The following is a 21,301-nucleotide window of genomic DNA, read 5'->3' on the forward strand; positions in this document are numbered from 1 at the left end:
GCGCGGGACGTTCGCCGGGCATGGCCCGGCGCTACCCGTCAGAACCTGCCTTCCTGGAAATCGACGAAGGCCTGCATCAGTTCCTGCCGCGTGTTCATCACGAACGGGCCGTGGCGCATCACCGGCTCACGCAGCGGACGGCCTGCTACAAGGATCAGCCGCGCGCCTTCGCTGCCGGCCGAAACATGCAGCTGTTCGCCGCCGCCCAGCACCGCCAGTTCCTGGCGCGCGACATCGCGGGCAGCGTCCTGCTCACCCACCGTCAGCGCTCCTTCGAATACATAGGCGAAGGCGTTGTGGCCTTCCGGCAGCGTATAGGTCCAGGCCCGGTCGGGCGCCAACGTGATGTCGAGGTAAAGCGGCTCGGTGGCCGGTTGCACGATCGGGCCGCGGGTGCCGCCGACCGTACCGGCGATCACCTTCACCTCCACACCCGGCTCCGGGTGCACCACGGGAATGCGCTCGGGTGCGAATTCCTGGTACTTCGGGTCGGTCATCTTCTCCTTCGCCGGCAGGTTCACCCACAGCTGGAACCCGCGCATCTGCCCGCTTTCCTGCTCGGGCATCTCCGAGTGCACCAGGCCACGGCCAGCGGTCATCCACTGCACGCTGCCCGGGGTCAGCAGGCCTTCGTTGCCGTGGTTGTCGCGATGCCGCATGCGCCCGTCGAGCATGTAGGTGACGGTCTCGAAACCGCGATGCGGATGCTCCGGGAAGCCTGCGATGTAGTCCTCGGCGCGGTCGGTACCGAATTCATCGAGCAGCAGGAACGGATCCAGGTCGGGCAGCGTGGGGCCGCCGATGACGCGGGTCAGGCGCACGCCGGCACCGTCGGAGGTGGGCATGCCACGGATGGTGCGCAGCACGCGGACCGGTTCGGGGAAGCTCATGGCGACTCCTGTTGGATGGATGCCACTGAAGATGGACGCCACACGGCCGTAGGCCAATGGATGGCTCCGCAACCGATTGTTCCATCCCTGACGTTCGCTGCACGTCAGCGCGCCCTGCGTACGACCAAAGTACTACCGCAGATTCGTCCTGTGCCAATTGACCCTGTCGAAGGCAAGCAGGACTCTTTGACTGTCTTTCCGGGAGAGAGCACCTCATGAAAGGGTTTTCCAAACTGGGCTGGGCGGTACTCGCTCTGCTCGGCGCGTTCTGTCTGGGCACCGTGGCGCTGCGCCGCGGCGAACACATCAATGCCCTGTGGATCGTCGTCGCGGCGGTTTCGCTGTACCTGGTCGCCTACCGCTTCTACAGCCTGTTCATCGCCAACAAGGTGATGCAGCTGGATCCGACCCGGGCCACCCCGGCGGTGATCAACAACGATGGCCTGGACTACGTGCCGACCAACAAGCACGTCCTGTTCGGCCACCACTTCGCCGCCATCGCCGGCGCCGGTCCGCTGGTCGGCCCGGTGCTGGCCGCGCAGATGGGCTACCTGCCCGGACTGCTGTGGCTGGTGGTGGGCGTGGTACTGGCCGGTGCGGTGCAGGACTTCATGGTGCTGTTCCTGTCCAGCCGTCGCAACGGCCGCTCGCTGGGCGACCTGGTGCGGGAGGAGATGGGCCAGGTGCCCGGCACCATCGCGTTGTTCGGTGCGTTCCTGATCATGATCATCATCCTGGCGGTGCTGGCGATGGTGGTGGTCAAGGCGCTGGCCGAAAGCCCGTGGGGCATGTTCACCGTGATCGCGACGATGCCCATCGCGATCCTGATGGGTGTGTACATGCGCTACATCCGCCCCGGCAAGATCGGCGAGATCTCGGTGGTTGGCCTGATCCTGCTGCTGGCCGCGATCTGGTACGGCGGCAAGGTCGCCGCCGACCCGGTGTGGGGCCCGGCGTTCACCTTCACCGGCACCCAGATCACCTGGATGCTGATCGGTTACGGCTTCGTCGCCTCGGTGCTGCCGGTGTGGCTGCTGCTGGCCCCGCGCGACTACCTGTCGACCTTCCTGAAGATCGGCACCATCATTGCGCTGGCCATCGGCATCCTGGTGGTGATGCCGGAACTGAAGATGCCGGCGCTGACCCAGTTCGCTGCCAGCGGTGATGGCCCGGTGTGGAAGGGCGGCATGTTCCCGTTCCTGTTCATCACCATCGCCTGCGGTGCGGTCTCCGGCTTCCATGCCCTGATCTCCTCCGGCACCACGCCGAAGCTGCTGGCCAATGAAGCGCACATGCGTTACATCGGCTACGGCGGCATGCTGATGGAATCGTTCGTAGCGGTGATGGCACTGGTGGCGGCCTCGATCATCGATCCGGGCATCTACTTCGCGATGAACAGCCCGGCGGCAGTGATCGGTGCCGATGCGGCCTCGGCGGCGCACTACATCACCAACACCTGGGGCTTCACCATCACCCCCGAGCAGCTGACCGCGACCGCGGCGGCGATTGGCGAGCCGACCATCCTGCACCGCGCCGGTGGTGCGCCGACGCTGGCGGTGGGCATCGCGCAGATCCTGCACCAGGCCATCCCCAGCAGCAGCGACGCGATGATGGCGTTCTGGTACCACTTCGCGATCCTGTTCGAAGCACTGTTCATCCTCACCGCGGTGGACGCCGGCACCCGCGCCGGTCGCTTCATGCTGCAGGACCTGCTGGGCAACTTCGTGCCGGCCCTGAAGAAGACCGAATCGTGGACCGCCAACATCATCGGCACCGCCGGCTGCGTGGCGCTGTGGGGCTACCTGCTGTACACCGGCGTGGTCGATCCGTTCGGTGGCATCCAGACGCTGTGGCCGCTGTTCGGCATCTCCAACCAGATGCTGGCCGGTATCGCGCTGATGCTGGGCACGGTGGTGTTGTTCAAGATGAAGCGTGACCGCTATGCCTGGGTCACCGCGGTACCGGCTGTGTGGCTGCTGATCTGCACCACCTACGCCGGCTTCATCAAGATCTTCGACAGCAATCCGGCGCAGGGTTTCCTGGCACAGGCACACAAGTTCCAGGCCGCGCTCGCCAGCGACACCATCACCGCACCGGCCAAGTCCGTGGCGCAGATGAAGCAGATCGTGGTCAACGCCTACGTCAACACCGGCCTGACCGCGCTGTTCCTGCTGGTGGTGGGCGCGGTGCTGGTGTATTCGATCAAGACCATCCTGGCGGCCCGCCGCAATCCGCAGCGCACCGACCGCGAGACCCCGTACGTGGCGCTGAAGCCGCATGAAATGGTGGATCTGTGATGAGCACGCAACTGGTTCCCGCCGGCCAGTACCAGGCGCACCGCCGTATCTGGCGGCGCCTGGTGCAGACCGCACGGCTGTGCTGTGGCATTCCTGATTACGACAATTACGTCCGGCACATGCTGGAAAAGCACCCGGACCAGGAGCCGATGGACTACAAGACGTTCTTCCGCGAGCGCCAGGAAGCGCGTTACGGCGGGCGCAACGGCGGCCGCTGCTGTTGAGCAGTGAGGTGGGTGCCGGGCTTACAGCCCGGCGCCCGCAGAGGCAACTGCAACTGCAACGGCCAAAGCGTCGGCTCTGGTTTTCCGTGAATTTGGCGGGGTGGTGTCGGATGGCGGGGACGCCGTAAACCCGTCCTTGGGGGCTTGGCCGCGGCATCCATGCCGCGGACACCCCGCCATCCGACACCACCCCACCTTCGACAGATTTCCGGTGACGGCAAGAAGCATCAGGGGGCAGATCCGTTTCCGCGGGGAAACGGATCTGTCCTTTCTTTGTTCATGGATACCCATGAAGTGCATCCACGCATGACGTGGATCTATCCGGTGGCAGGCAAAAAAAAAGCCGAGCGTGGGCTCGGCTCTGCACGGGGAAAGCGTGTCCACGGCAATTACCGTGAACACGCAACATGATCGTCAGCTCAGGACTCAGGCTCCGGCCATCCACTTCAGCATCAGGCCGGTGACATACGCCAGCCCGGTGCCGGTGGCATAACCGACCGTGCCCAGCAGCACGCCCACCGGGGCCAGGGTCGGATGGAATGCCGCTGCCACCACCGGCGCCGACGCCGCAGCGCCGATGTTGCCCTGCGAACCGATCGCGAAGAAGAACAGCGGCGCGCGCAGCAGCTTGGCCACCACCCACAGCACCAGCACGTGCGTGGCCATCCAGATCGCGCCGAGCAGGAACAGCCACGGCCGATCCAGCAGCGACAGCAGGTTCATCTGCATGCCGATGCAGGCGATCAGGAAATACAGGAACACCGTGCCCAAGCGCGACGCACCCGCCGCTTCCAGCCGGCGCGCGCGGGTGAAGCTCAGGCCCAGGCCCATTGCGGTGGACAGCAGGATCACCCAGACGAACTGGCTGTCGAGGCTGAACTGGCTGGCCCAGCTGACATTGGCCTTGAACCAGCCCGCCAGCGGCGCGGCGATGGCATGGGCCAGGCCGACACCACCCAATGCCACGCCAACGATCATCATCAGGTCGGTCATGCTGGGAATGCGCGCGTTCTGTGCCTCGTAGGCACTGATGCGTGCCTTCATCTCGTCGATGGCACGGGTATCGGCACCGTTGCGGGTGTCGATCTGCTGCGCGCGGTTGGCCAGGAACAGCAGGATCGCCATCCACAGGCTGGCGCAGGCCACGTCGACCACCGCGAACTGGCCGAAGGTGGTGGCATCGGTGCCGAACACTTCGCGCATGGCGACCATGTTGGCGCCGCCGCCGATCCAGCTGCCGGCCAGCGCGGCCATGCCGGCCCAGGTGTCACCGGCCACGGTTTCCGGATGGATCAGCTTCATCAGCTGGAACGACACGATGGCGCCGAGCATGATGCCGGCGGTGCCCGCGCAGAACACCAGCAGCAGCTTCGGGCCGAGCTTGATGACGCCCTTCAGGTCGATCGAAAGTGTCAGCAGGACCAGCGCCGCCGGCAGCAGCACGTCGCGCGCGACCGGGTTGTACAGCGAGGTGTTGTGGCCATCGATGACACCGGCGGTGTTGTAGATGGCGGGGATGAAATAGCACAGCAGCAGTGACGGCACCCAGGCGAAGATCTTCTTCAGCAACGGGGTCGGACCACTGGCGGCCCAGAAGATCAGGGCCAGGGTGGCAGCAATCAGGCCCAGGCCAACGATGTCGTTGCTGATCAGGGCAGTAGCGGGTTCGGTCGGCATGGGATCCTCTGTCGATCGAAAGAGCGGGAAAAAAAAGCGCCGCATAAAGCGGCGCACGATGAGATTAACATTGTCTTCACGCCGGGTCATGCTGCAGTGCCGGCCACGACCACATCCCCTCAGGGAGCCCACTCATGCAGCTTGGCGCCTTTTCGGTCAGCCTCTCGGTGAAGGATCTCGCGGCCTCTCGCGCCTTCTACGAAGCCCTCGGCTTTTCAGTCACCGGCGGTGACCCTGCCCAGAACTGGCTGGTGATGCGTAGCAACGGCACGGTGATCGGACTGTTCCAGGGCATGTTCGAGGGCAACCTGCTGACCTTCAACCCCGGTTGGGACCAGCACAAGCAGGAACTTCCCCGGTTCCAGGACGTGCGTGAGCTGCAGGCCGAGCTGGATGCCAAGGGCATCGCACTGGCAGTACGGACCGATCCCGATGGCCAGGGCACGGGCTATCTGCAGCTGGCCGATCCTGATGGCAATGTGATCCTGATCGACCAGCACGTGGCGCGACCGGCCAGCCCCCAGTGAGGCGGGGTTGCCGGCCAGCGGCCGGCACTACCGTCATGTGGGGCGCGAGGCACTGAAGTCGAGCGTTGCGCGCGTTCCGCGCGGTTCGCAGGGCTGCAGCTGCAGGGTCCAGCCCAGGTGGCCGCATAGCCGGGCGATCAGGTCCAGGCCGATGCCACCGCCACGATCGGCGCGCTCGCCGCGGGCCATGCGCGCGTGGATCGCCGCGATCTCCTCCGGGCTCATGCCATGCCCGGGATCCTGCAGGGTCAGTACTGCCGACGAATCCAGCTGCAGCACGATATGGCCACGGCCGCTGTTCTCGATGGCGTTGCGCAGCAGGTTGCCGATGGCGGCCTGCACCACCGCCATCGGCGCAACGATATCCACCGGCGCCGCCTGGATGCCGATGCTCAGGTCCTTGTCGCCGAGCAGGTGGCGATGGTCGTCGACAATCTCCGGCAACAGCTGGTCCAGCGCGATGCGCTCGGCACGCGCGGCCAGGCGCGCCGGATCACGCGCCAGTACCAGCAGCAGCTCGATCAGCTGCTCCACGCTCTGCGCCGTGCGCAGCACCCGCTGCATCTGCTGGCGCGCGCGCTCGGGCAGGCCCGGTTGCTCCAGCGCCAGTTCGGCGGCGCCGGTCATCACCGCGATCGGCGTGCGCAGTTCGTGGCTGGCGGTGCTGATGAAGACCCGTTCACGCTCGACGAACTGCTCATTGCGATCGAGGTAGTCGTTCAGCGCATCGGCGATGGTGTGCAGCTCGGAACTGCCGCGCGGGTCGACATCGATTCGCTGGCCCTGCACGCCCGGCCGCAGAGCGCCGATGTGCTGGGCCAGCAGGCTCAACGGGCGCACCATGCGCTCCATGCCGAAAGACGCCATCAACACGGTGACGAAGATCATGATCACCCCGGCCAGCATCACCCAGCGCGTGGCGAACTGTTCCAGGTCATGGAAATCGGAGATGTCCAGCGCCAGTGCTACCCGTCCCATCGACTGGGTTTCACGCACCATCACCGCCGTCTCGCGGCCCTTGACCATCACTCCGTCATGCAGCCCCGGATGCAGGGTGCGCAGGCTCTCCGGCAGATTGACCGCGTCGAAGCGGTACAGGCTCAGCGTGTCCGAGTCCTGCCAGCGGTAATGAGGCTCGTGCTCGACATGCTCGACGATGCTGTCCAGTTCGGAATTGAGCAGCGCGCGCCACGCGGCGTGCTCGGCGTGTTCGTGCACGTAGTTGCCGACACTGAACACCGCGATCGACAGCAGTGCCAGGTACCCGAGCAGCCACCACACCACCCGCCGGTACAGCGGCCCCGGCTTACGCGCCCTCATCAGCATTCCTGCCGGCGTCGGCACCGTCCATCACCGCCAACCGATAGCCCACCCGCGGCAGCGTATGGATCAGCTTCTCGGCGAACGGTCCATCCACACTGCGGCGCAGCTCGTAGACATGCGAACGCAGCAGGTCGCCATCCGGCGGCTCGTCGCCCCACAGGGCAAACTCCAGCTGCTGTCGTGTCACCGCACCCGGGCTGGCCCGCATCAGCACTTCCAGCAGTTTGCGGCACGCCGGGTACAGGTGCAGCACCTGGCCCTCACGCTGAACCTCCAGCGTCGCCAGATCCAGTACCAAGTCGCCGACCTGCAGCCGTTTGCGCGGGTTGCGCCCCTGCGCACGCAGCAGCAGTGCCTCCAGCCGCACTTCCAGCTCAGGAAGGGCGAACGGCTTGGTCAGGTAGTCGTCGGCCCCGGCGCGGAAACCGGCGATCTTGTCCGGCAGCTCGTCACGCGCGGTCAGCATGATCACCGGCACCTCCGACGCATGTTCGGCGCGCAACCGGCGCAGCACCTCCGGCCCCTCCATGCGCGGCAGCATCCAGTCCAGGATCACCGCATCGTAGGGGTGGCTGCCGGCCAGGTGCAGGCCGGTGATGCCATCCGGGGCCACGTCGAGCACGTGCCCGCGCGACTCGAAATAGTCGAACAGGTTGGCCACCAGCTGGCGGTTGTCCTCGATCACCAACAGACGCATGCACGAAACATCCACGGAAGTTCGTACCATGGTAGCGCCGACCATGTCGGAATGCGGTCGACCTGCGCCCATTCCGACGCCTTTCCTACCCCTGCCACGTCAGAGTGGCCGTTTTGCTCCCGGAGCCTGCCGTGCCCGTAGCCCTGCCCCGCCGTTGGCGCCTGCCCCTGTTGTGGCTGCTGATCATCGCTGCATTGGCAGCGGGCATCGGCCTTCGGCAGCCACAGCCGCCGGACGAGCCGCGCTTCGTGCTGGCCGCGCGGACCATGGTCGAGAGTGGGCAATGGCTGCTGCCGCATCGTGGCAGCGAGCTGTATGCCGAGAAACCACCGGTGTTCATGTGGCTGCAGGCGGCCGCCTACGAGGTGGTCGGCAGCTGGCAGTGGTCGTTCCTGCTGCCGTCGTTGCTGGGCGCCCTGCTGAGTCTGTGGCTGGTGTCGGATCTGGCACGGCGGCTGTGGTCGCCGCGGCATTCCATCTATGCCCTCGGCGCGCTGTTCTGCACCCTGCAGTTCGGCCTGATGGCCAAGCGCGCGCAGATCGACATGGTGCTGGTCGGCATGACCACGGTGGCCCTGTGGGGCTTGATGCGCCACCTGTGCGAGCGCCGCAACCTGCCCGCGCTGTGGCTGGCCGGTTTCGCCGCTGGCCTCGGCACGGTGACCAAGGGCGTGGGTTTCCTGCCGCTGCTGCTGGTGCTGCCCTGGTTCGGCTGGTGGCTGTACCAGCGCCGTCGCGGGCACCGTGTGGAGGGTCCGCACCCGGCAACGCTGCTGTGGCTGATCCCGGCATTCCTGCTGGGCGTGGGCGTGTGGCTGGCGCCGCTGGGCTGGGCCCTGCTGCATACGCCCAGCGCCGAACTGCAGGCCTACGCGCATGAGCTGCTGTTCAAGCAGACCGGCACCCGCTACGCCAATGCCTGGCACCACCGGCAGCCGGCCTGGTACTACCTGCAGGTGATCCTGACCCTGTGGCTGCCAGGCAGCCTTCTGCTGCCGATGCTGTTCAAGCCCTGGTGGCGCCGCATCCGTCGTGGCGATCGCCGCCAGTGGCTGCTGCTGGGCTGGGCCGTACTGGTACTGGTGTTCTTCAGTGCCAGCCCGGGCAAGCGCGAGGTGTACCTGCTGCCGATGCTGCCTGCAATGGCGCTGGCCGTAGCGCCGCTGCTGCCGGGCCTGCTGCGCCGGCTGTGCGTGCGCCGCTACCTGTTCGGTTACAGCGTAGTGCTGATGCTGGCCACCGGCGTGCTCGGCGTGATCCTGATGACCGAGCATCCGTGGGCCGTGGCGCAACTGGAGCGCCGGGCCATGCCGGATTCGCTGCTGCCGGTGCTGGGGGATGGCTTGCTGACCTTTGCCATTGCCTTGGCCACGCTGATCGTGTGGCTGCGGGTACGCCGTGCCGCAACGCTGGTGCTGCTGACCCACGGCATGCTGTGGATGCTCTACGGCCTGGTGCTGATCCCGGCGCTGGATCCGTATGCGTCGGCGTCGGCGGTAATGCGCCGGGTGGGCGCGCGGATCGGCCCCGACGCAGAGTTGGCACTGGTTGCCTGGCGCGAACAGAACCTGCTGCAGGCAGATCGACCGGTGCGTGAGTTCGGCTTCAAGCGCCCGTGGGCCGAGCAGTGGCATGACGCCGGCCCGTGGCTGGCCAAGGCACCGGGCAAGCGCTGGCTGCTGGTGCTGGACGATGCGATGAGCCCCTGCGTGGACCCCACCAAGGTGATCGACATCGGCATTGCCAACCGGAATCGTTGGCAACTGCTTCCCGGCACGGCCTGGGACCCGCAGTGCCACGCCGAGCGGGCAGGATCGACCGCCGAAGAAGACTGAACGTCGACCCGTGCCGGGCAAGCATTAACCCGGCACGAACGAGCGTCCGACCCTTCTCCGACATGCAGGTGACGAGCATGACCGCGGATTCCCGAACCGCCCCTTCCCAGCATGCCCGTTCGTCCCATCGATTCAGTAGCGCCGCTTGCGACATCGCCACTGGCGTCAAGATTTGCCGTAACTCACCTTTGGCTGCCTGTAGCACTCGGTCTGCCGGTGTTTACGCTGCTGATGGGGATGGGCGGCGATCAATGGGTGGCCGACCACCTGTTCCGCCTTGAGGGCGGCCGCTGGGCGCTGCAGGACGCCTGGATCACCCGCACGGTGGTGCACAAGGTGGGCAAATGGCTGAGCACGGCAGCGGCGCTGGTGGCGATCCTGCTGTGCTTCCATCACTGGCGCAGGGGACGCGATCGCACCCTGCGATGGGCGCTGCTTTATGTTGTGATTGCCATGGCGCTGGGCACCGGCATGATCTCCCTGCTGAAGGCGCTGGTGCCGATGGAATGCCCGTGGGACCTGCTGCGCTACGGCGGGCACCAGCCTTTCATCGGGCTCTTCACGGCGCGCCCCGCTGGCATGACCGCACAGGCCTGCTTCCCGGCGGGGCACGCCAGTGCTGGCTACGCATGGTTGTCCCTGTACTATTTCGCCCTGCTGTGGCGCCCGTCGTGGCGCTGGGCCGGGCTGTGGATCGGCCTCGGCAGCGGCCTGGTGTTCGGCATCAGCCAGCAGGTCCGGGGCGCGCATTTCCTTTCGCATGACGTCGCCACTGCATTGATATGTTGGCTGCTTTCGCTGGGCCTGTATCTCATCGTCAAGCGCATCCTGACACGCCGTCAGCTGGACCGTTCCAACCGCCAGGAGGCAAACGCATGAGTGCGTCGGTCCACCGCCTCGCCCGCCTTCCCGCGTTGGCGAGTCTTCGCCGCTGGCGGCCGCAGCTGTCCACCGAAGCACTGATCGCACTGACCAGCCTGTTCTTCGCGGTGGCCGGCAACGGCTTGTTCTGGCACAGCGCGATGGCCAGCCATCCGGGCAGCCTGCGCTATGCGCTTTCGCTGCTGCTGTTGCTGCTGGGTGCACACGGCGTGCTGCTGGGCCTCCTGGTCTGGCGCTGGAGCGCCAAGGTGGTGATCAGCCTGTTGCTGCTGGTGACCGCATTCGCTGCGCACTACATGAGTCGCTACCACATCTACCTGGATGCGGACATGCTGCGCAACGTGCTGGCGACCGACCCCAAGGAAAGCCGTGAGCTGATGACCGTGTCGCTGTTGTGGCCGGTGCTGTTGCTGGCGGTGCTGCCGATGATCGTGCTGTGGCGCGTGCAGCTGCGCCGTCGCAGCTGGGGCCGCAGCCTGCTCTGGCGCATCGGTTTCCTGGTGGCGGCGGCGGTAACCGCAGTGGGCGGTGCGCTGATCTCGTTCCAGGATATCTCCGCACTGATGCGCAACCAGCGCGAAGTGCGTTACCTCGCCACGCCGGCCAATGTGCTGCTGGGCTTGCCCCGTGCACTGCGTGGTGACAACCCGGTGCAGCGCGCGCCGAAGCTGCCGATCGGCACCGATGCCAAGGCCACCCCGCGTGCTCCGGCCAGCAAGCCGCGCCTGCTGGTGATCGTCATGGGCGAGACCGTGCGTGCGCAGAACTGGGGGCTCAACGGTGGCCGCAATACCACCCCGGAGCTGGCCCAGGCCAGCGTGGTCAATTTCCCGGACATGCATTCGTGCGGCACCAGCACCGAAGTTTCGCTGCCCTGCCTGTTCTCGCCGTGGGGACGCCACGACTACGACGAGAAGAAGATCCGCGCGCACCAGTCGCTGCTGCATGTATTGAACCGTGCCGGCATCACCCCGCTGTGGCGTGACAACCAGTCCGGCTGCAAGGGCGTATGCGAAGGCCTGGACTTCCAGTCGCTGTCCGATGCCACCACGCCAGGCCTGTGTGCCGATGGCCGCTGCATGGATGAGATCCTGCTGCAGGACCTGGCCACCCAGGTACGTGCGAAACCGGGCGACCGCGTGGTGGTGCTGCACCAGCTGGGCAACCATGGCCCGGCCTACTTCGAGCGCTATCCACCCGCGTTCCGCCGCTTCACCCCGACCTGCGATACCCGTGACATCGGCCGTTGCTCGCGCGAAGAGATCACCAACAGCTACGACAACGCCGTGCTGTACACCGATCACTTCCTGACCAAGACCATCGGCACGCTGCAGGGCATGCAGGACTACGACACGGCGATGATCTACCTGTCCGACCACGGCGAGTCGCTGGGCGAGAAGGGCTTGTTCCTGCACGGCGTGCCGTACGCCATTGCCCCGGCCGAGCAGACCCGGGTACCGATGACGATGTGGTTCTCGCCGGGCTTTGCCAGCAGCCGCGGATTGGACCTGCAGTGCGTGCGCAAGCGTTCGGCGGCGTACACGGACCATGACAACCTGTTCCCGTCGGTGCTGGGCCTGATGCAGGTGAAGACCTCGCTGTACGAGCGAGACCGCGACGTGTTCGCCAACTGCGAGAGTTGAGGATTGTTCGGCAGGGCTTGCAGCCCTGCACCCGCAGAGGCAACGGCAACTTCAACGACCGAAGCAACAGCAACAGCGGGGTATCCGTGGGATGGCGGGGTGGGTCCGGTGGCGGGAGACGCCGTAAACCCATCCCTGGGGGCTTGGCCGCGGCATCCATGCCGCGGACACTCCCGCCACCGGAACCATCCCGCCTTCGACAGTTTTCCGCGATCTGTTGGAACGACCTTGGGGTCGGATCCGTTTTTCCTTCGGAAAACGGATCCGACCCCATTCTTGTTTGTCGATACCTGACAGATGTGTCGACCAAGGTCGACACCTACCGACAGCACACGGAATCTGTCACAGGTGGGGCGGTGTCGGAGTGCGGGGTGTCAGCCGCATGGATGCGGCTGCCAAGCCTACATGGACGTACTTGCGGCGTCCCCGCACTCCGACACCGCCCCGCCACCGCACGGAATCCTCGCTTTTGAAGTTGACGTTGCCCTTGCTTGAAAGCCTCTGCGGGTGCCGGGCGCCGCCCGGCCGACTTCCGCCACTTGCGGTGACAGCGACGGCCCACTAGCCTTCGGCCGTCGTTCACCACCCAAGGACCGCCCGTGAAACACCGTCATCTCCTGCTGGCCTCGGCAATCGCCGCCGCCACGCTGGCCCTGGTCGCCTGCAAGAAGGAAGCTGCCCCAGGTACCGATACCGCCAGCAGCAGCGCCCCGGCCGGCGAAACCGCCGACCAGTTCGTGGCCCGCATCAATGCCGAATTCAAGGCCGCCTACCCGGAGATGACCTCGGCGCAGTGGCTGTCCTCCACCTACATCAACAGTGATTCCGAACGCATCGCGGCCAAGGCCAACGAGCGTTCGCTGACCCAGCTCAACAGCTGGATCGAACAGGCCGCCAGGTTCGACGGCAAGCCGATGAGTGAGGACAGCAAGCGCGCGATCCACCTGCTGAAGCTGATGTCGTCGATGCCGGCACCGCGCGACCCGGCCAAGCTGGCCGAGCTGACCCAGATCGCCACGCGCATGGAAGGCAGCTATGGCGCCGGCAAGTACTGCACCGATGCCAACGATCCGAACTCCTGCCGCCAGCTGGGCGAGCTGGAGCAGGTGCTGGCGCGCAGCCGCGATTACGACCAGCAGCTCGACGCCTGGCAGGGCTGGCACAGCACCACCAGGAGCATGCGCGGCGACTACCAGAAGTTCGTCGGCCTGGTGAATGAAGGCGCCAAGGGCATGGGCTTCACCGATGCCGGCCAGATGTGGCGCAGCGGCTACGACATGCCGCCGGAGCAGATCGGCCCGGAAACCGATCGTCTGTGGGAACAGGTCAAGCCGATGTACGAGCAGCTGCACTGCTACGCACGCGGCAAGCTGGACAAGACCTACGGCAAGGACAAGGCCGAAGTGGGCAACGGCCTGATCGCCGCACACCTGCTCGGCAACATGTGGCAGCAGGACTGGTCGAACCTGTGGGACCAGCTGGAACCGTACCCGGGTGCCGGCAGCCTGGACATCACCGCAGCGCTGGAAAAGCAGTACCAGGCCAACCTGAGCGCAGCGCTGGCCAAGGCCGGCAAGGACGCCAACGTGGCGGCGCAGTACAAAGCGCAGCGCGAGGCCGAACTGCGTACCGCCAAGCAGATGACCGAACGCGCGCAGGACTTCTACGTGTCGCTGGGCATGCCGTCGCTGCCGCAGTCGTACTGGGAGAAGACCCAGTTCATCAAGCCCGATGACCGCGACGTGGTCTGCCACGCCAGCGCCTGGGACATGAACATGGAAGGCGACGTGCGCACGAAGATGTGCATCAAGCCGAACGAAGAGAACTTCACCACCATCTACCACGAGCTGGGCCACATCTATTACGACCTGGCCTACAACCCCCTGCCGCCGCTGTTCCAGGGCGGAGCCAACGATGGCTTCCATGAAGCGATCGGCGACACCATCGTGCTGGCCATGACGCCCAAGTACCTCAGCTCGATCGGCCTGGTCGATGCGCCGACCGAAAGCCGCGAGGCAGTCATCAACAACCAGATGCGCATGGCACTGTCGGGTGTGTCGTTCCTGCCGTTCGGGCTGATGATCGACCGCTGGCGCTGGGGCGTGTTCGACGGTTCGATCACCGCCGACAACTACAACAAGGCATGGTGGGACCTGAAGGCCAAGTACCAGGGCGTGGCACCGGCCAGCACCCGTGGCGAAGAATTCTTCGACCCGGGCGCGAAGTACCACGTGCCGGGCAACACCCCGTACACGCGTTACTTCCTGGCGCGCATCCTGCAGTTCCAGTTCTACAAGGGCCTGTGCGACGCGGCCGGCTACAAGGGCCCGCTGCATGAGTGCACCTTCTACGGCAACAAGGAAGCCGGCCAGAAATACTGGGCGATGCTGAGCAAGGGTGCCAGCCAGCCGTGGCAGGCCACGCTGAAGGAGCTGACCGGCACCGACAAGCTCGATGCCGGCCCGATGATCGAGTACTTCACCCCGGTCAATGAGTGGTTGAAGCAGCAGAACGAAGGCCAGATGTGCGGCTGGCAGGCCAACGCGGCCCCGGCGGCGAAATGAAAAAAGGGGCGGATCCGCAAGGATCCGCCCCTTTCAGGTGTTGTAGAGCCGAGCATGGCTCGGCTCGACGGTTTGGCAGCGATCAGCTGACCTTCTTCGCCGCCATCGCTGCAGCCAGTTCGGCCTTGAATTCCTCGAAGGTCTGGCCCTTCTCTTTCGCTTCGGCCTGCGCGGCATCGCGCAGCGCATCGGAGTACATCAGGCGCACTGGCGTGCCGTTGCGCTCGTGCAGCTCACCGGCCTGCATGATCAGCGCCAGTACCTGCGCGGCAGAATCACTGTGGCCGGCGATGCGGCCATCCATGCCCAACACCCATTCGCCATCACGGCGCACGACACCGGCCAGCAGGGTGCGCTGCGCGTCGCGCAGTTCGGCATGCGGCTCCACCGGCGAGGCCTGGGCAGCGGCCTTGTTGGCGGCCTGCTTTTCCTGGCGACGGCGCTGGTCGCGGCGGGTCTTGGAGCTGGTGGACATGGTGCGGTACCGCTGCGAGGGGGGCGCAAGGATAGCGCACCCCGCCCGCAGCGCCGCTTCACGCCACCTCAGTCCAGCACTTTGCCGTGCCGCCAGTAGCCCATGAAGGTGATCGCGCGGCGGTCCAGCCCGCAATCGCGCACCAGGTGGCGGCGGATCGCCATCACTGCCCCCGCCTCGCCCGCCACCCAGGCGTACAGCGGCCCGGCCACGCGGGTATCGGCCTGCTCCCAGAGGATCTGCGTATCGACGTCGATCTCCTCCAGCGCATCGCCGGCAGCCACACCCGAGGCCGCGGCCAACCTTGCCTGGACTGCCTGCAGCAAGGGCTGCCCGTACGCCGCCTGCCCGCGCGGCAACCAGACCAGCTCGGCCGTGGCCGGCGCCTTCAGGGGAACCGCATCACCGGCCTGCGCCACTTCCAGCAGGGCCAACGTACGCGGCGGATCCACCATGGCCGCCAGTTCCTCGAGAATGCCGGCCACGGCCGGCAGCGCGGTCTCGTCAGCCACCAGCAGCACCTGGCCAACGCCGGCCGGCGGCTTCCATTCCCAGCCCTCGCTGCTGTCGGCGCAGTCGGCATCCGGGGCCAGCAGCACCACACGGTCGCCCGGCCGTGCATGCATGGCCCAGCGCGAGGCGGGGCCGGTCACGCCGTGGATGACGAAATCGACGTCGACCTCGCCCTGCTCGGCGCGCAGCTGGCGGATGGTGTAGGTGCGCATCGGCGGGCGCTGGTCGTCCGGCAGGGCCCGATAGCGTGGATACCAGTCCTCGCCGCTGGGGACCTGCGGCACCTCCTGGCCGGGCAAGGGGAAGAACACCTTGATGCGCTGGTCCGGGCCTTCGGTCTTCATCCGCGCCACGTCGGCACCGGTGAACACCATGCGGTCCAGGGAAGGGGAAAGAACGCGGCGCTCCTTCAGCGCCACCTCGAACAGGCGGTAGGTCTGCTGCGCAGCCATGGGGGTACCTCATGCAACGACAGTGGATCGGCTGGCTGTCGTGCACCCGTGCACCGGCTGGCTGGAGTACCCAGCCTAGTCCGGTGGTTTCCCGTCGCAAGTGCTGCGGGCGTCACGGCCCGCCCTACCCCTGCACGCTGCTCAGTGACCTGTGCTGGCCGCCTGCGCCGTGTGTTCGCGCTGGTGTTCCCAGTACCAGAACACGAAGCCGGCGCCGAAGAACGCCGCCTGGCCCAGCGCCAGGTGCAGCGGGCTGGCGCTGAGCAGCGGTGACACCACGCCGGCCACCACGGTGCTGATCATCAGCTGCACGAAGGCCTGCAGCGACGAGGCCAAGCCGCGCTGGTGCGGGTACATGTCCAGCACCGCCAGCGCCAGGATCGGGAAGATCAATGCCATGCCCATGCCGCCCAGGAAGATCGGCAGCACCGCCCACGGCAGCACGAACTGCGGCGCCAGCGCCACGTAGCCGACGTTCAGCACCACCGACAGCGCGCACAGGCCGAAACCGATGGCGACCTGGCGGGTGGGCGTGGTGTGCCCGGCCATGCGCCCGGACAGGAACGAGCCGGTGGTCATGCCGCCGATAGTGGGGATGAACAGCCAGGCGAAGCCGCCCTCGCCCAGATGCAGGTGCTGCATCACGAACACCGGCGCCGAGGCGATGTACAGGAAGATGCCGCCGAAACCGATGCTGCCGGCCAGCGCCAGGCGCAGGAAGCGCGGGTTGAAACCGATGCGCACGTAATCACGCATCAGCACGCGCGGCGACAACGGCACCCGGGCCTCGACCGGGTGGGTTTCCGGCAGGTAGCGTGCGGTGGCTGCCAGCAGGACCAGTGCGAACACCACCAGGAACCAGAAGATCAGCGGCCAGCCAGCACCGCTGAGCAGGATCCAGCCGCCGATGATCGGCGCGATGGCCGGGGCGATGCCGAACAGCATCGACACCTGGCTCATCAGCCGCTGCGCGTCATGGCCGTGGTACAGGTCGCGGATCACCGCCCGGCCGACGATCATGCCGACGCCTGCAGACAGGCCCTGCAGCGCGCGGAACGCCAGCAGCGTGGTCAGGTCGGTGGACAGCGCACAGCCGACCGAGGCACCGACGAAAATCACCAGGCCACCGAGGATCACCCGCTTGCGTCCCCAGGCGTCGGACAGCGGGCCATGCGCCAGGCTCATCAGGCCGTAGAACAGCAGGTACACGCTGATGGTCTGCTGCACCGCCACCTCGTCCACCGCCAGGCGCTGGGCCAGCTGCGGGAACGCCGGGAAGATGGTGTCGATCGAGAACGGGCCGAACATGGCCAGGCCGGCGAGCAGCAGGGCCATGCGGCGGGTGGAAGGAGGAACAGCGGCGGTCATGGGGAAGGCGTCCGGCAGGGCCATGCGCAGCACGCACGGCGGGCGCCGATCCCCTTCTGCAGGGACGGCGCCAGATGAATTCGGGTATCCGCCCATCATAGGTGGGGATTGCGCCTGATGCCATGCAGCGGTGCACAAAACGCACGGCCGGGCCATCGGCCATTCAGGCGCAACGGCCGGGCCCGGAGGCGGCTGGCGCGCCCGCAACGGGCTATAATCGGCGGGCAACACGGTGGGAGAAGCGGAACACCGCTGCCGAAGGCGCAACGCCCGTAATCGCTCAGGCCCGATACCACCCGTAACACAACTCTGGAGAGACCGGTTCGATCCGGCGCCGAAGGGGCACGAAGCTGCGGTCCGCCGCGCTTTTAAACTCTCAGGCAAAAGGACAGAGGGGCGCCCCGCAGACCGCCAACCGGCGGCTTGTGCCCGTGCGTGTGCCCTTTCCTGACGGATCCTTCGCCATGTCCCAGAACACCCCTTCCCTGCGTGAGCTCGAGCATCATTCCGCGTTCGTCGAGCGCCACATCGGCCCCAACGATGCCGAGATCGCGCAGATGCTCGACGTCGTCGGCCACGCGTCGCTGGATGCGATGACCGATGCCATCGTACCGGCCAAGATCAAGTCGCCGGCGCCGCTGGCACTGCCGGAGTCGATGACCGAAGTGCAGGCCCTGGCGAAGATCCGTGCGATCGCCGACAAGAACACCGTGCTGCGCAGTTTCATCGGTCAGGGCTACTACGGTACCCACACGCCGAACGTGATCCTGCGCAACATCCTGGAAAACCCGGCCTGGTACACCGCCTACACCCCGTACCAGGCGGAAATCTCGCAGGGCCGCATGGAAGCGCTGATCAACTTCCAGACCCTGTGCGCCGACCTCACCGGCATGGAAATCGCCAACGCCTCGCTGCTGGACGAAGCCACCGCCGCCGCCGAAGCGATGACCCTGGCCAAGCGTTCGGCCAAGTCGAAGTCGGACACCTTCTTCGTGCACGACGCCGTGCATCCGCAGACCCTGGAACTGCTGCGTACCCGCGCAGAACCCATGGGCATCGTGCTGCGCGTCGGCACCCCGGCCGAAGCGCTGGAAGCGGAAGCCTTCGGCCTGCTGCTGCAGTACCCGGATACCTTCGGCCAGGTCGGCGACTACAAGGCGCTGGTCGATGCCGTGCACGCGCGCGGCGGCCTGGTGGCCGTGGCCACCGACCTGCTGGCCCTGACCCTGCTGGCCGCCCCGGGCGAATGGGGCGCGGACATCGTGGTCGGCAACAGCCAGCGTTTCGGCGTGCCGTTCGGCTTCGGCGGTCCGCACGCCGCGTTCATGGCCTGCCGTGACGCCTACAAGCGCTCGATGCCGGGCCGCCTGATCGGCGTCTCGGTCGATGCCCAGGGCAACCCGGCCTACCGCCTGACCCTGCAGACCCGCGAGCAGCACATCCGCCGCGAGAAGGCCACCTCCAACATCTGCACCGCACAGGTGCTGCTGGCGGTGATGGCCTCGATGTATGCCGTTTACCACGGCCCGGACGGCCTGACCCGCATCGCCCGCCGCACCCATCGCCTGGCCTCGATCCTGGCCGCCGCGCTGCGCAACGCCGGCGTGCAGGTCGGTGGTGACTTCTTCGACACCCTGCATGTCACCGGTGTGCATGCCGATGAAATCCACGCCAAGGCCCGCGCCGCCGGTTACAACCTGCGCGCGATCGACAGCGACTCGGTCGGCATCAGCCTGGACGAGACTGCCACCCGCGCCGACGTGGTCGCGCTGGCTGCCGTGTTCGGTGCCCAGGCCGACGTCGACGCGCTGGATGCCAGCACCGCCGACGCACTGCCGGCCGGCCTGCTGCGCCAGTCCGCGTTCCTGACCCATCCGGTGTTCAACACCCACCACAGCGAGCACGAACTGCTGCGCTACCTGCGTTCGCTGGCCGACAAGGACCTGGCGATGGACCGCACGATGATCCCGCTGGGCTCGTGCACCATGAAGCTCAACGCCACCGCCGAGATGATCCCGGTGACCTGGCCGGAGTTCTCGCAGATCCACCCGCTGGTGCCGGCCGACCAGGCGCTGGGCTACAAGGAGCTGATCGACACGCTGGAAGCGATGCTGGTGGAATGCACCGGCTACGACGCGGTCAGCCTGCAGCCGAACTCCGGCGCGCAGGGCGAGTACGCCGGCCTGCTGGCGATCCGCGCCTACCACCGCTCGCGCGGCGAAGACCACCGCGACATCTGCCTGATCCCGGACTCGGCGCACGGCACCAACCCGGCCTCGGCGCAGATGTGCGGCATGAAGGTCGTGGTGACCAAGACCGATGCCAACGGCAACGTCGACGTGGAAGACATCCGCCTCAACGCCGAAAAATACAGCGACCGCCTGGCCGCGATCATGATGACCTACCCGTCCACGCACGGCGTGTTCGAGGAAGAGGTGGTGGAGATCTGCGAGATCATCCACAAGCACGGTGGCCAGGTGTACACCGATGGCGCCAACATGAACGCCCTGGTTGGCGTGGCCAAGCCGGGCAAGTGGGGTTCGGACGTTTCGCACCTGAACCTGCACAAGACCTTCTGCATCCCGCACGGCGGTGGCGGTCCGGGCGTCGGCCCGTGCGCGGTCAAGGAGCATCTGGCCCCGTTCCTGCCGGGCAAGCTGGGTGACAACGGCCCGGTCGGCATGGTCAGCGCAGCCAGCTTCGGCAGCGCCTCGATCCTGCCGATCAGCTGGATGTACATCGCGATGATGGGCCGCGACGGCCTGCGCAAGGCCACCCAGGTCGCGCAGCTCAACGCCAACTACATCGCCAAGCGCCTGGCCCCGCACTTCAAGACCCTGTACACCGGCCGCAACGGCCTGGTGGCACACGAGTGCATCCTGGACGTGCGCCCGTTGGAGAAGACCAGCGGCATCGGTGCCGAGGACGTGGCCAAGCGCCTGATCGACTTCGGCTTCCACGCCCCGACCCTCAGCTTCCCGGTGGCCGGCACGCTGATGGTGGAGCCGACCGAGAGCGAATCGCTGCACGAACTGGATCGCTTCATCAACGCGATGATCCAGATCCGCGAGGAAATCACTGCGATCGAAGACGGCCGCCTGGACCGCGAGGACAACCCGCTGAAGAACGCGCCGCACACTGCCACCGCAGTGACCGCCAGCGAGTGGACCCACGCCTACCCGCGCGAACTGGCCGCCTTCCCGCTGGCCAGCCTGAAGCAGAGCAAATACTGGCCGCCGGTGGCGCGTGTCGACAACGTGTACGGCGACAAGAACGTGATGTGCGCCTGCATCCCGGTCGATGCCTACAAGGATGATGAAGTCGAGGCTTGATTCCTCACTGCATCGGCAACGAAAACGGCCCGCGCGAGCGGGCCGTTTTCGTAAGGGCGCGTGGACCAAGGCCCGCACCCACACACATCGGATCACGGGTCAGGCATCTGCCCCAGGCTCAACTGCCACGACACGCCGAAGCGGTCCTGCACCCAGCCGTAGCGGTTGCTGAAATCGTAATCGCCCACCGGCATCAGCCAATGGCCGCCCTCGCCCAGCACGCGTGCGGCTCGTTCGAACTGCTCGGCGCCGGAACACTCGACGAACAGCGAGATCGACGGCGAGAAGGTGAAATCGTGCACGTCCAGGCTGTCGAAGCACAGGTAGTGGGTGCCACCGAGCAGGAAGATGGCCTGGCGGACCTGCCCGGGCACGCCAGCGCCGGCCCCCTCGGGGTGGCGTTGCAGGGCCAGCAGGCGGAAGTCGGCAAAGGCTTCCGCGTACAGGGCCAGCGCGGCCTCGGCCTGGCCGGTGAACATCAGGAAGGGACGGCTGCGCAGCATGCGGTGCTCCTGTTCGACGGGCCGATGACGGCCCATGCGATCAGGATGGCACGGCGGATGTGCAGCCCCCGTGGTAGTGCCGGCCGCTACCCGGCAGCT

Annotated in this window: 16 protein-coding genes and 1 riboswitch; of the genes, 8 read left to right on the forward strand and 8 right to left on the reverse strand. The window is 66.6% G+C overall.

The window, feature by feature from the left end:
• Positions 1–38: 38 nt before the first annotated feature.
• Positions 39–890: a pirin family protein gene (locus B9Y82_RS13285; protein ID WP_100473575.1), complete on the reverse strand. Its 852-nt coding sequence runs from the start codon at positions 888–890 to the stop codon at positions 39–41.
• A gap of 215 nt (positions 891–1,105) precedes the next feature.
• Here B9Y82_RS13285 and B9Y82_RS13295 point away from each other — a divergent pair, with 215 nt between their 5' ends.
• On the forward strand, positions 1,106–3,187 hold the full coding sequence (locus B9Y82_RS13295; RefSeq protein ID WP_088026772.1) for a carbon starvation CstA family protein: 2,082 nt from the start codon (positions 1,106–1,108) through the stop codon (positions 3,185–3,187).
• Positions 3,187–3,411: a YbdD/YjiX family protein gene (locus B9Y82_RS13300; RefSeq protein WP_005410613.1), complete on the forward strand. Its 225-nt coding sequence runs from the start codon at positions 3,187–3,189 to the stop codon at positions 3,409–3,411. The genes B9Y82_RS13295 and B9Y82_RS13300 overlap by 1 nt, the downstream gene beginning before the upstream one ends.
• Before the next feature lie 426 nt (positions 3,412–3,837).
• On the opposite strand, the gene B9Y82_RS13305 is transcribed toward B9Y82_RS13300, so the two are convergent.
• A complete protein-coding gene (locus B9Y82_RS13305) occupies positions 3,838–5,088 on the reverse strand; it encodes a DUF819 domain-containing protein (protein WP_100473577.1) in 1,251 nt (416 codons plus the stop codon).
• Between the two features lie 134 nt (positions 5,089–5,222).
• Here B9Y82_RS13305 and B9Y82_RS13310 point away from each other — a divergent pair, with 134 nt between their 5' ends.
• Positions 5,223–5,615 (forward strand): VOC family protein, encoded by a 393-nt coding sequence (locus B9Y82_RS13310; protein WP_100473578.1) that lies wholly within the window; start codon positions 5,223–5,225, stop codon positions 5,613–5,615.
• A gap of 33 nt (positions 5,616–5,648) precedes the next feature.
• Here the strand turns inward: B9Y82_RS13310 and B9Y82_RS13315 are convergent, their stop codons facing one another.
• Both B9Y82_RS13315 and B9Y82_RS13320 read right to left on the reverse strand, forming a co-directional pair.
• On the reverse strand, positions 5,649–6,935 hold the full coding sequence (locus tag B9Y82_RS13315) for a sensor histidine kinase (protein ID WP_100473579.1): 1,287 nt from the start codon (positions 6,933–6,935) through the stop codon (positions 5,649–5,651).
• The gene (locus tag B9Y82_RS13320; protein ID WP_100473580.1) at positions 6,922–7,635 is read right to left on the reverse strand and encodes a response regulator transcription factor; all 714 of its coding nucleotides are present in this window, start codon (positions 7,633–7,635) and stop codon (positions 6,922–6,924) included. Before B9Y82_RS13320 ends, B9Y82_RS13315 begins: the two co-directional genes overlap by 14 nt.
• 113 nt (positions 7,636–7,748) lie before the next feature.
• Between B9Y82_RS13320 and B9Y82_RS13325 the strand changes: the two genes are divergently transcribed.
• The 4 genes from B9Y82_RS13325 (at position 7,749) to B9Y82_RS13345 (ending at position 14,559) form a co-directional block, all read left to right on the forward strand.
• Entirely contained in the window at positions 7,749–9,470 is a 1,722-nt protein-coding gene (locus B9Y82_RS13325; protein ID WP_428993186.1) for an ArnT family glycosyltransferase, read from the forward strand.
• A gap of 111 nt (positions 9,471–9,581) precedes the next feature.
• Positions 9,582–10,349 (forward strand): phosphatase PAP2 family protein, encoded by a 768-nt coding sequence (locus tag B9Y82_RS13330; protein ID WP_100473582.1) that lies wholly within the window; start codon positions 9,582–9,584, stop codon positions 10,347–10,349.
• Entirely contained in the window at positions 10,346–11,995 is a 1,650-nt protein-coding gene (locus B9Y82_RS13335; protein WP_100473583.1) for a phosphoethanolamine transferase, read from the forward strand. Before B9Y82_RS13330 ends, B9Y82_RS13335 begins: the two co-directional genes overlap by 4 nt.
• Positions 11,996–12,594: 599 nt before the next feature.
• The gene (locus tag B9Y82_RS13345) at positions 12,595–14,559 is read left to right on the forward strand and encodes a M2 family metallopeptidase (RefSeq protein WP_100473585.1); all 1,965 of its coding nucleotides are present in this window, start codon (positions 12,595–12,597) and stop codon (positions 14,557–14,559) included.
• Between the two features lie 82 nt (positions 14,560–14,641).
• Here B9Y82_RS13345 and B9Y82_RS13350 read toward each other — a convergent pair whose 3' ends face one another.
• The 3 genes from B9Y82_RS13350 to B9Y82_RS13360 form a co-directional block, all read right to left on the reverse strand.
• Positions 14,642–15,034: a hypothetical protein gene (locus tag B9Y82_RS13350; RefSeq protein WP_100473586.1), complete on the reverse strand. Its 393-nt coding sequence runs from the start codon at positions 15,032–15,034 to the stop codon at positions 14,642–14,644.
• A 68-nt stretch (positions 15,035–15,102) separates the two neighbouring features.
• Entirely contained in the window at positions 15,103–15,999 is an 897-nt protein-coding gene (locus tag B9Y82_RS13355; RefSeq protein ID WP_100473587.1) for a siderophore-interacting protein, read from the reverse strand.
• A 141-nt stretch (positions 16,000–16,140) separates the two neighbouring features.
• The gene (locus B9Y82_RS13360) at positions 16,141–17,367 is read right to left on the reverse strand and encodes a multidrug effflux MFS transporter (RefSeq protein ID WP_100475233.1); all 1,227 of its coding nucleotides are present in this window, start codon (positions 17,365–17,367) and stop codon (positions 16,141–16,143) included.
• 299 nt (positions 17,368–17,666) lie between these two features.
• A riboswitch (glycine riboswitch) is annotated at positions 17,667–17,769 on the forward strand.
• A 62-nt stretch (positions 17,770–17,831) separates the two neighbouring features.
• Here B9Y82_RS13360 and gcvP point away from each other — a divergent pair.
• A complete protein-coding gene (gene gcvP, locus B9Y82_RS13365) occupies positions 17,832–20,699 on the forward strand; it encodes an aminomethyl-transferring glycine dehydrogenase (RefSeq protein ID WP_100473588.1) in 2,868 nt (955 codons plus the stop codon).
• A gap of 92 nt (positions 20,700–20,791) precedes the next feature.
• On the opposite strand, the gene B9Y82_RS13370 is transcribed toward gcvP, so the two are convergent.
• Positions 20,792–21,202, reverse strand: coding sequence for a VOC family protein (locus B9Y82_RS13370; protein ID WP_005418291.1), 411 nt, complete (start codon positions 21,200–21,202; stop codon positions 20,792–20,794).
• Positions 21,203–21,301 lie beyond the last annotated feature (99 nt).

Source organism: Stenotrophomonas maltophilia, assembly GCF_002799155.1.
In the GTDB taxonomy this organism is placed as follows: domain Bacteria; phylum Pseudomonadota; class Gammaproteobacteria; order Xanthomonadales; family Xanthomonadaceae; genus Stenotrophomonas; species Stenotrophomonas maltophilia_R.

What these genes read in the sequence shown, in the direction of transcription:
- B9Y82_RS13285 (WP_100473575.1), bottom strand. Translation starts at nt 890, where the DNA reads ATGAGCTTCCCCGAACCGGTCCGCGTGCTGCGCACCATCCGTGGCATG.
- B9Y82_RS13335 (WP_100473583.1), top strand. Translation starts at nt 10,346, where the DNA reads ATGAGTGCGTCGGTCCACCGCCTCGCCCGCCTTCCCGCGTTGGCGAGT.
- B9Y82_RS13300 (WP_005410613.1), top strand. Translation starts at nt 3,187, where the DNA reads ATGAGCACGCAACTGGTTCCCGCCGGCCAGTACCAGGCGCACCGCCGT.
- B9Y82_RS13360 (WP_100475233.1), bottom strand. Translation starts at nt 17,367, where the DNA reads ATGACCGCCGCTGTTCCTCCTTCCACCCGCCGCATGGCCCTGCTGCTC.
- B9Y82_RS13310 (WP_100473578.1), top strand. Translation starts at nt 5,223, where the DNA reads ATGCAGCTTGGCGCCTTTTCGGTCAGCCTCTCGGTGAAGGATCTCGCG.
- gcvP (WP_100473588.1), top strand. Translation starts at nt 17,832, where the DNA reads ATGTCCCAGAACACCCCTTCCCTGCGTGAGCTCGAGCATCATTCCGCG.
- B9Y82_RS13295 (WP_088026772.1), top strand. Translation starts at nt 1,106, where the DNA reads ATGAAAGGGTTTTCCAAACTGGGCTGGGCGGTACTCGCTCTGCTCGGC.
- B9Y82_RS13355 (WP_100473587.1), bottom strand. Translation starts at nt 15,999, where the DNA reads ATGGCTGCGCAGCAGACCTACCGCCTGTTCGAGGTGGCGCTGAAGGAG.
- B9Y82_RS13370 (WP_005418291.1), bottom strand. Translation starts at nt 21,202, where the DNA reads ATGCTGCGCAGCCGTCCCTTCCTGATGTTCACCGGCCAGGCCGAGGCC.
- B9Y82_RS13315 (WP_100473579.1), bottom strand. Translation starts at nt 6,935, where the DNA reads ATGAGGGCGCGTAAGCCGGGGCCGCTGTACCGGCGGGTGGTGTGGTGG.
- B9Y82_RS13320 (WP_100473580.1), bottom strand. Translation starts at nt 7,635, where the DNA reads ATGCGTCTGTTGGTGATCGAGGACAACCGCCAGCTGGTGGCCAACCTG.
- B9Y82_RS13350 (WP_100473586.1), bottom strand. Translation starts at nt 15,034, where the DNA reads ATGTCCACCAGCTCCAAGACCCGCCGCGACCAGCGCCGTCGCCAGGAA.
- B9Y82_RS13305 (WP_100473577.1), bottom strand. Translation starts at nt 5,088, where the DNA reads ATGCCGACCGAACCCGCTACTGCCCTGATCAGCAACGACATCGTTGGC.
- B9Y82_RS13330 (WP_100473582.1), top strand. Translation starts at nt 9,582, where the DNA reads ATGCCCGTTCGTCCCATCGATTCAGTAGCGCCGCTTGCGACATCGCCA.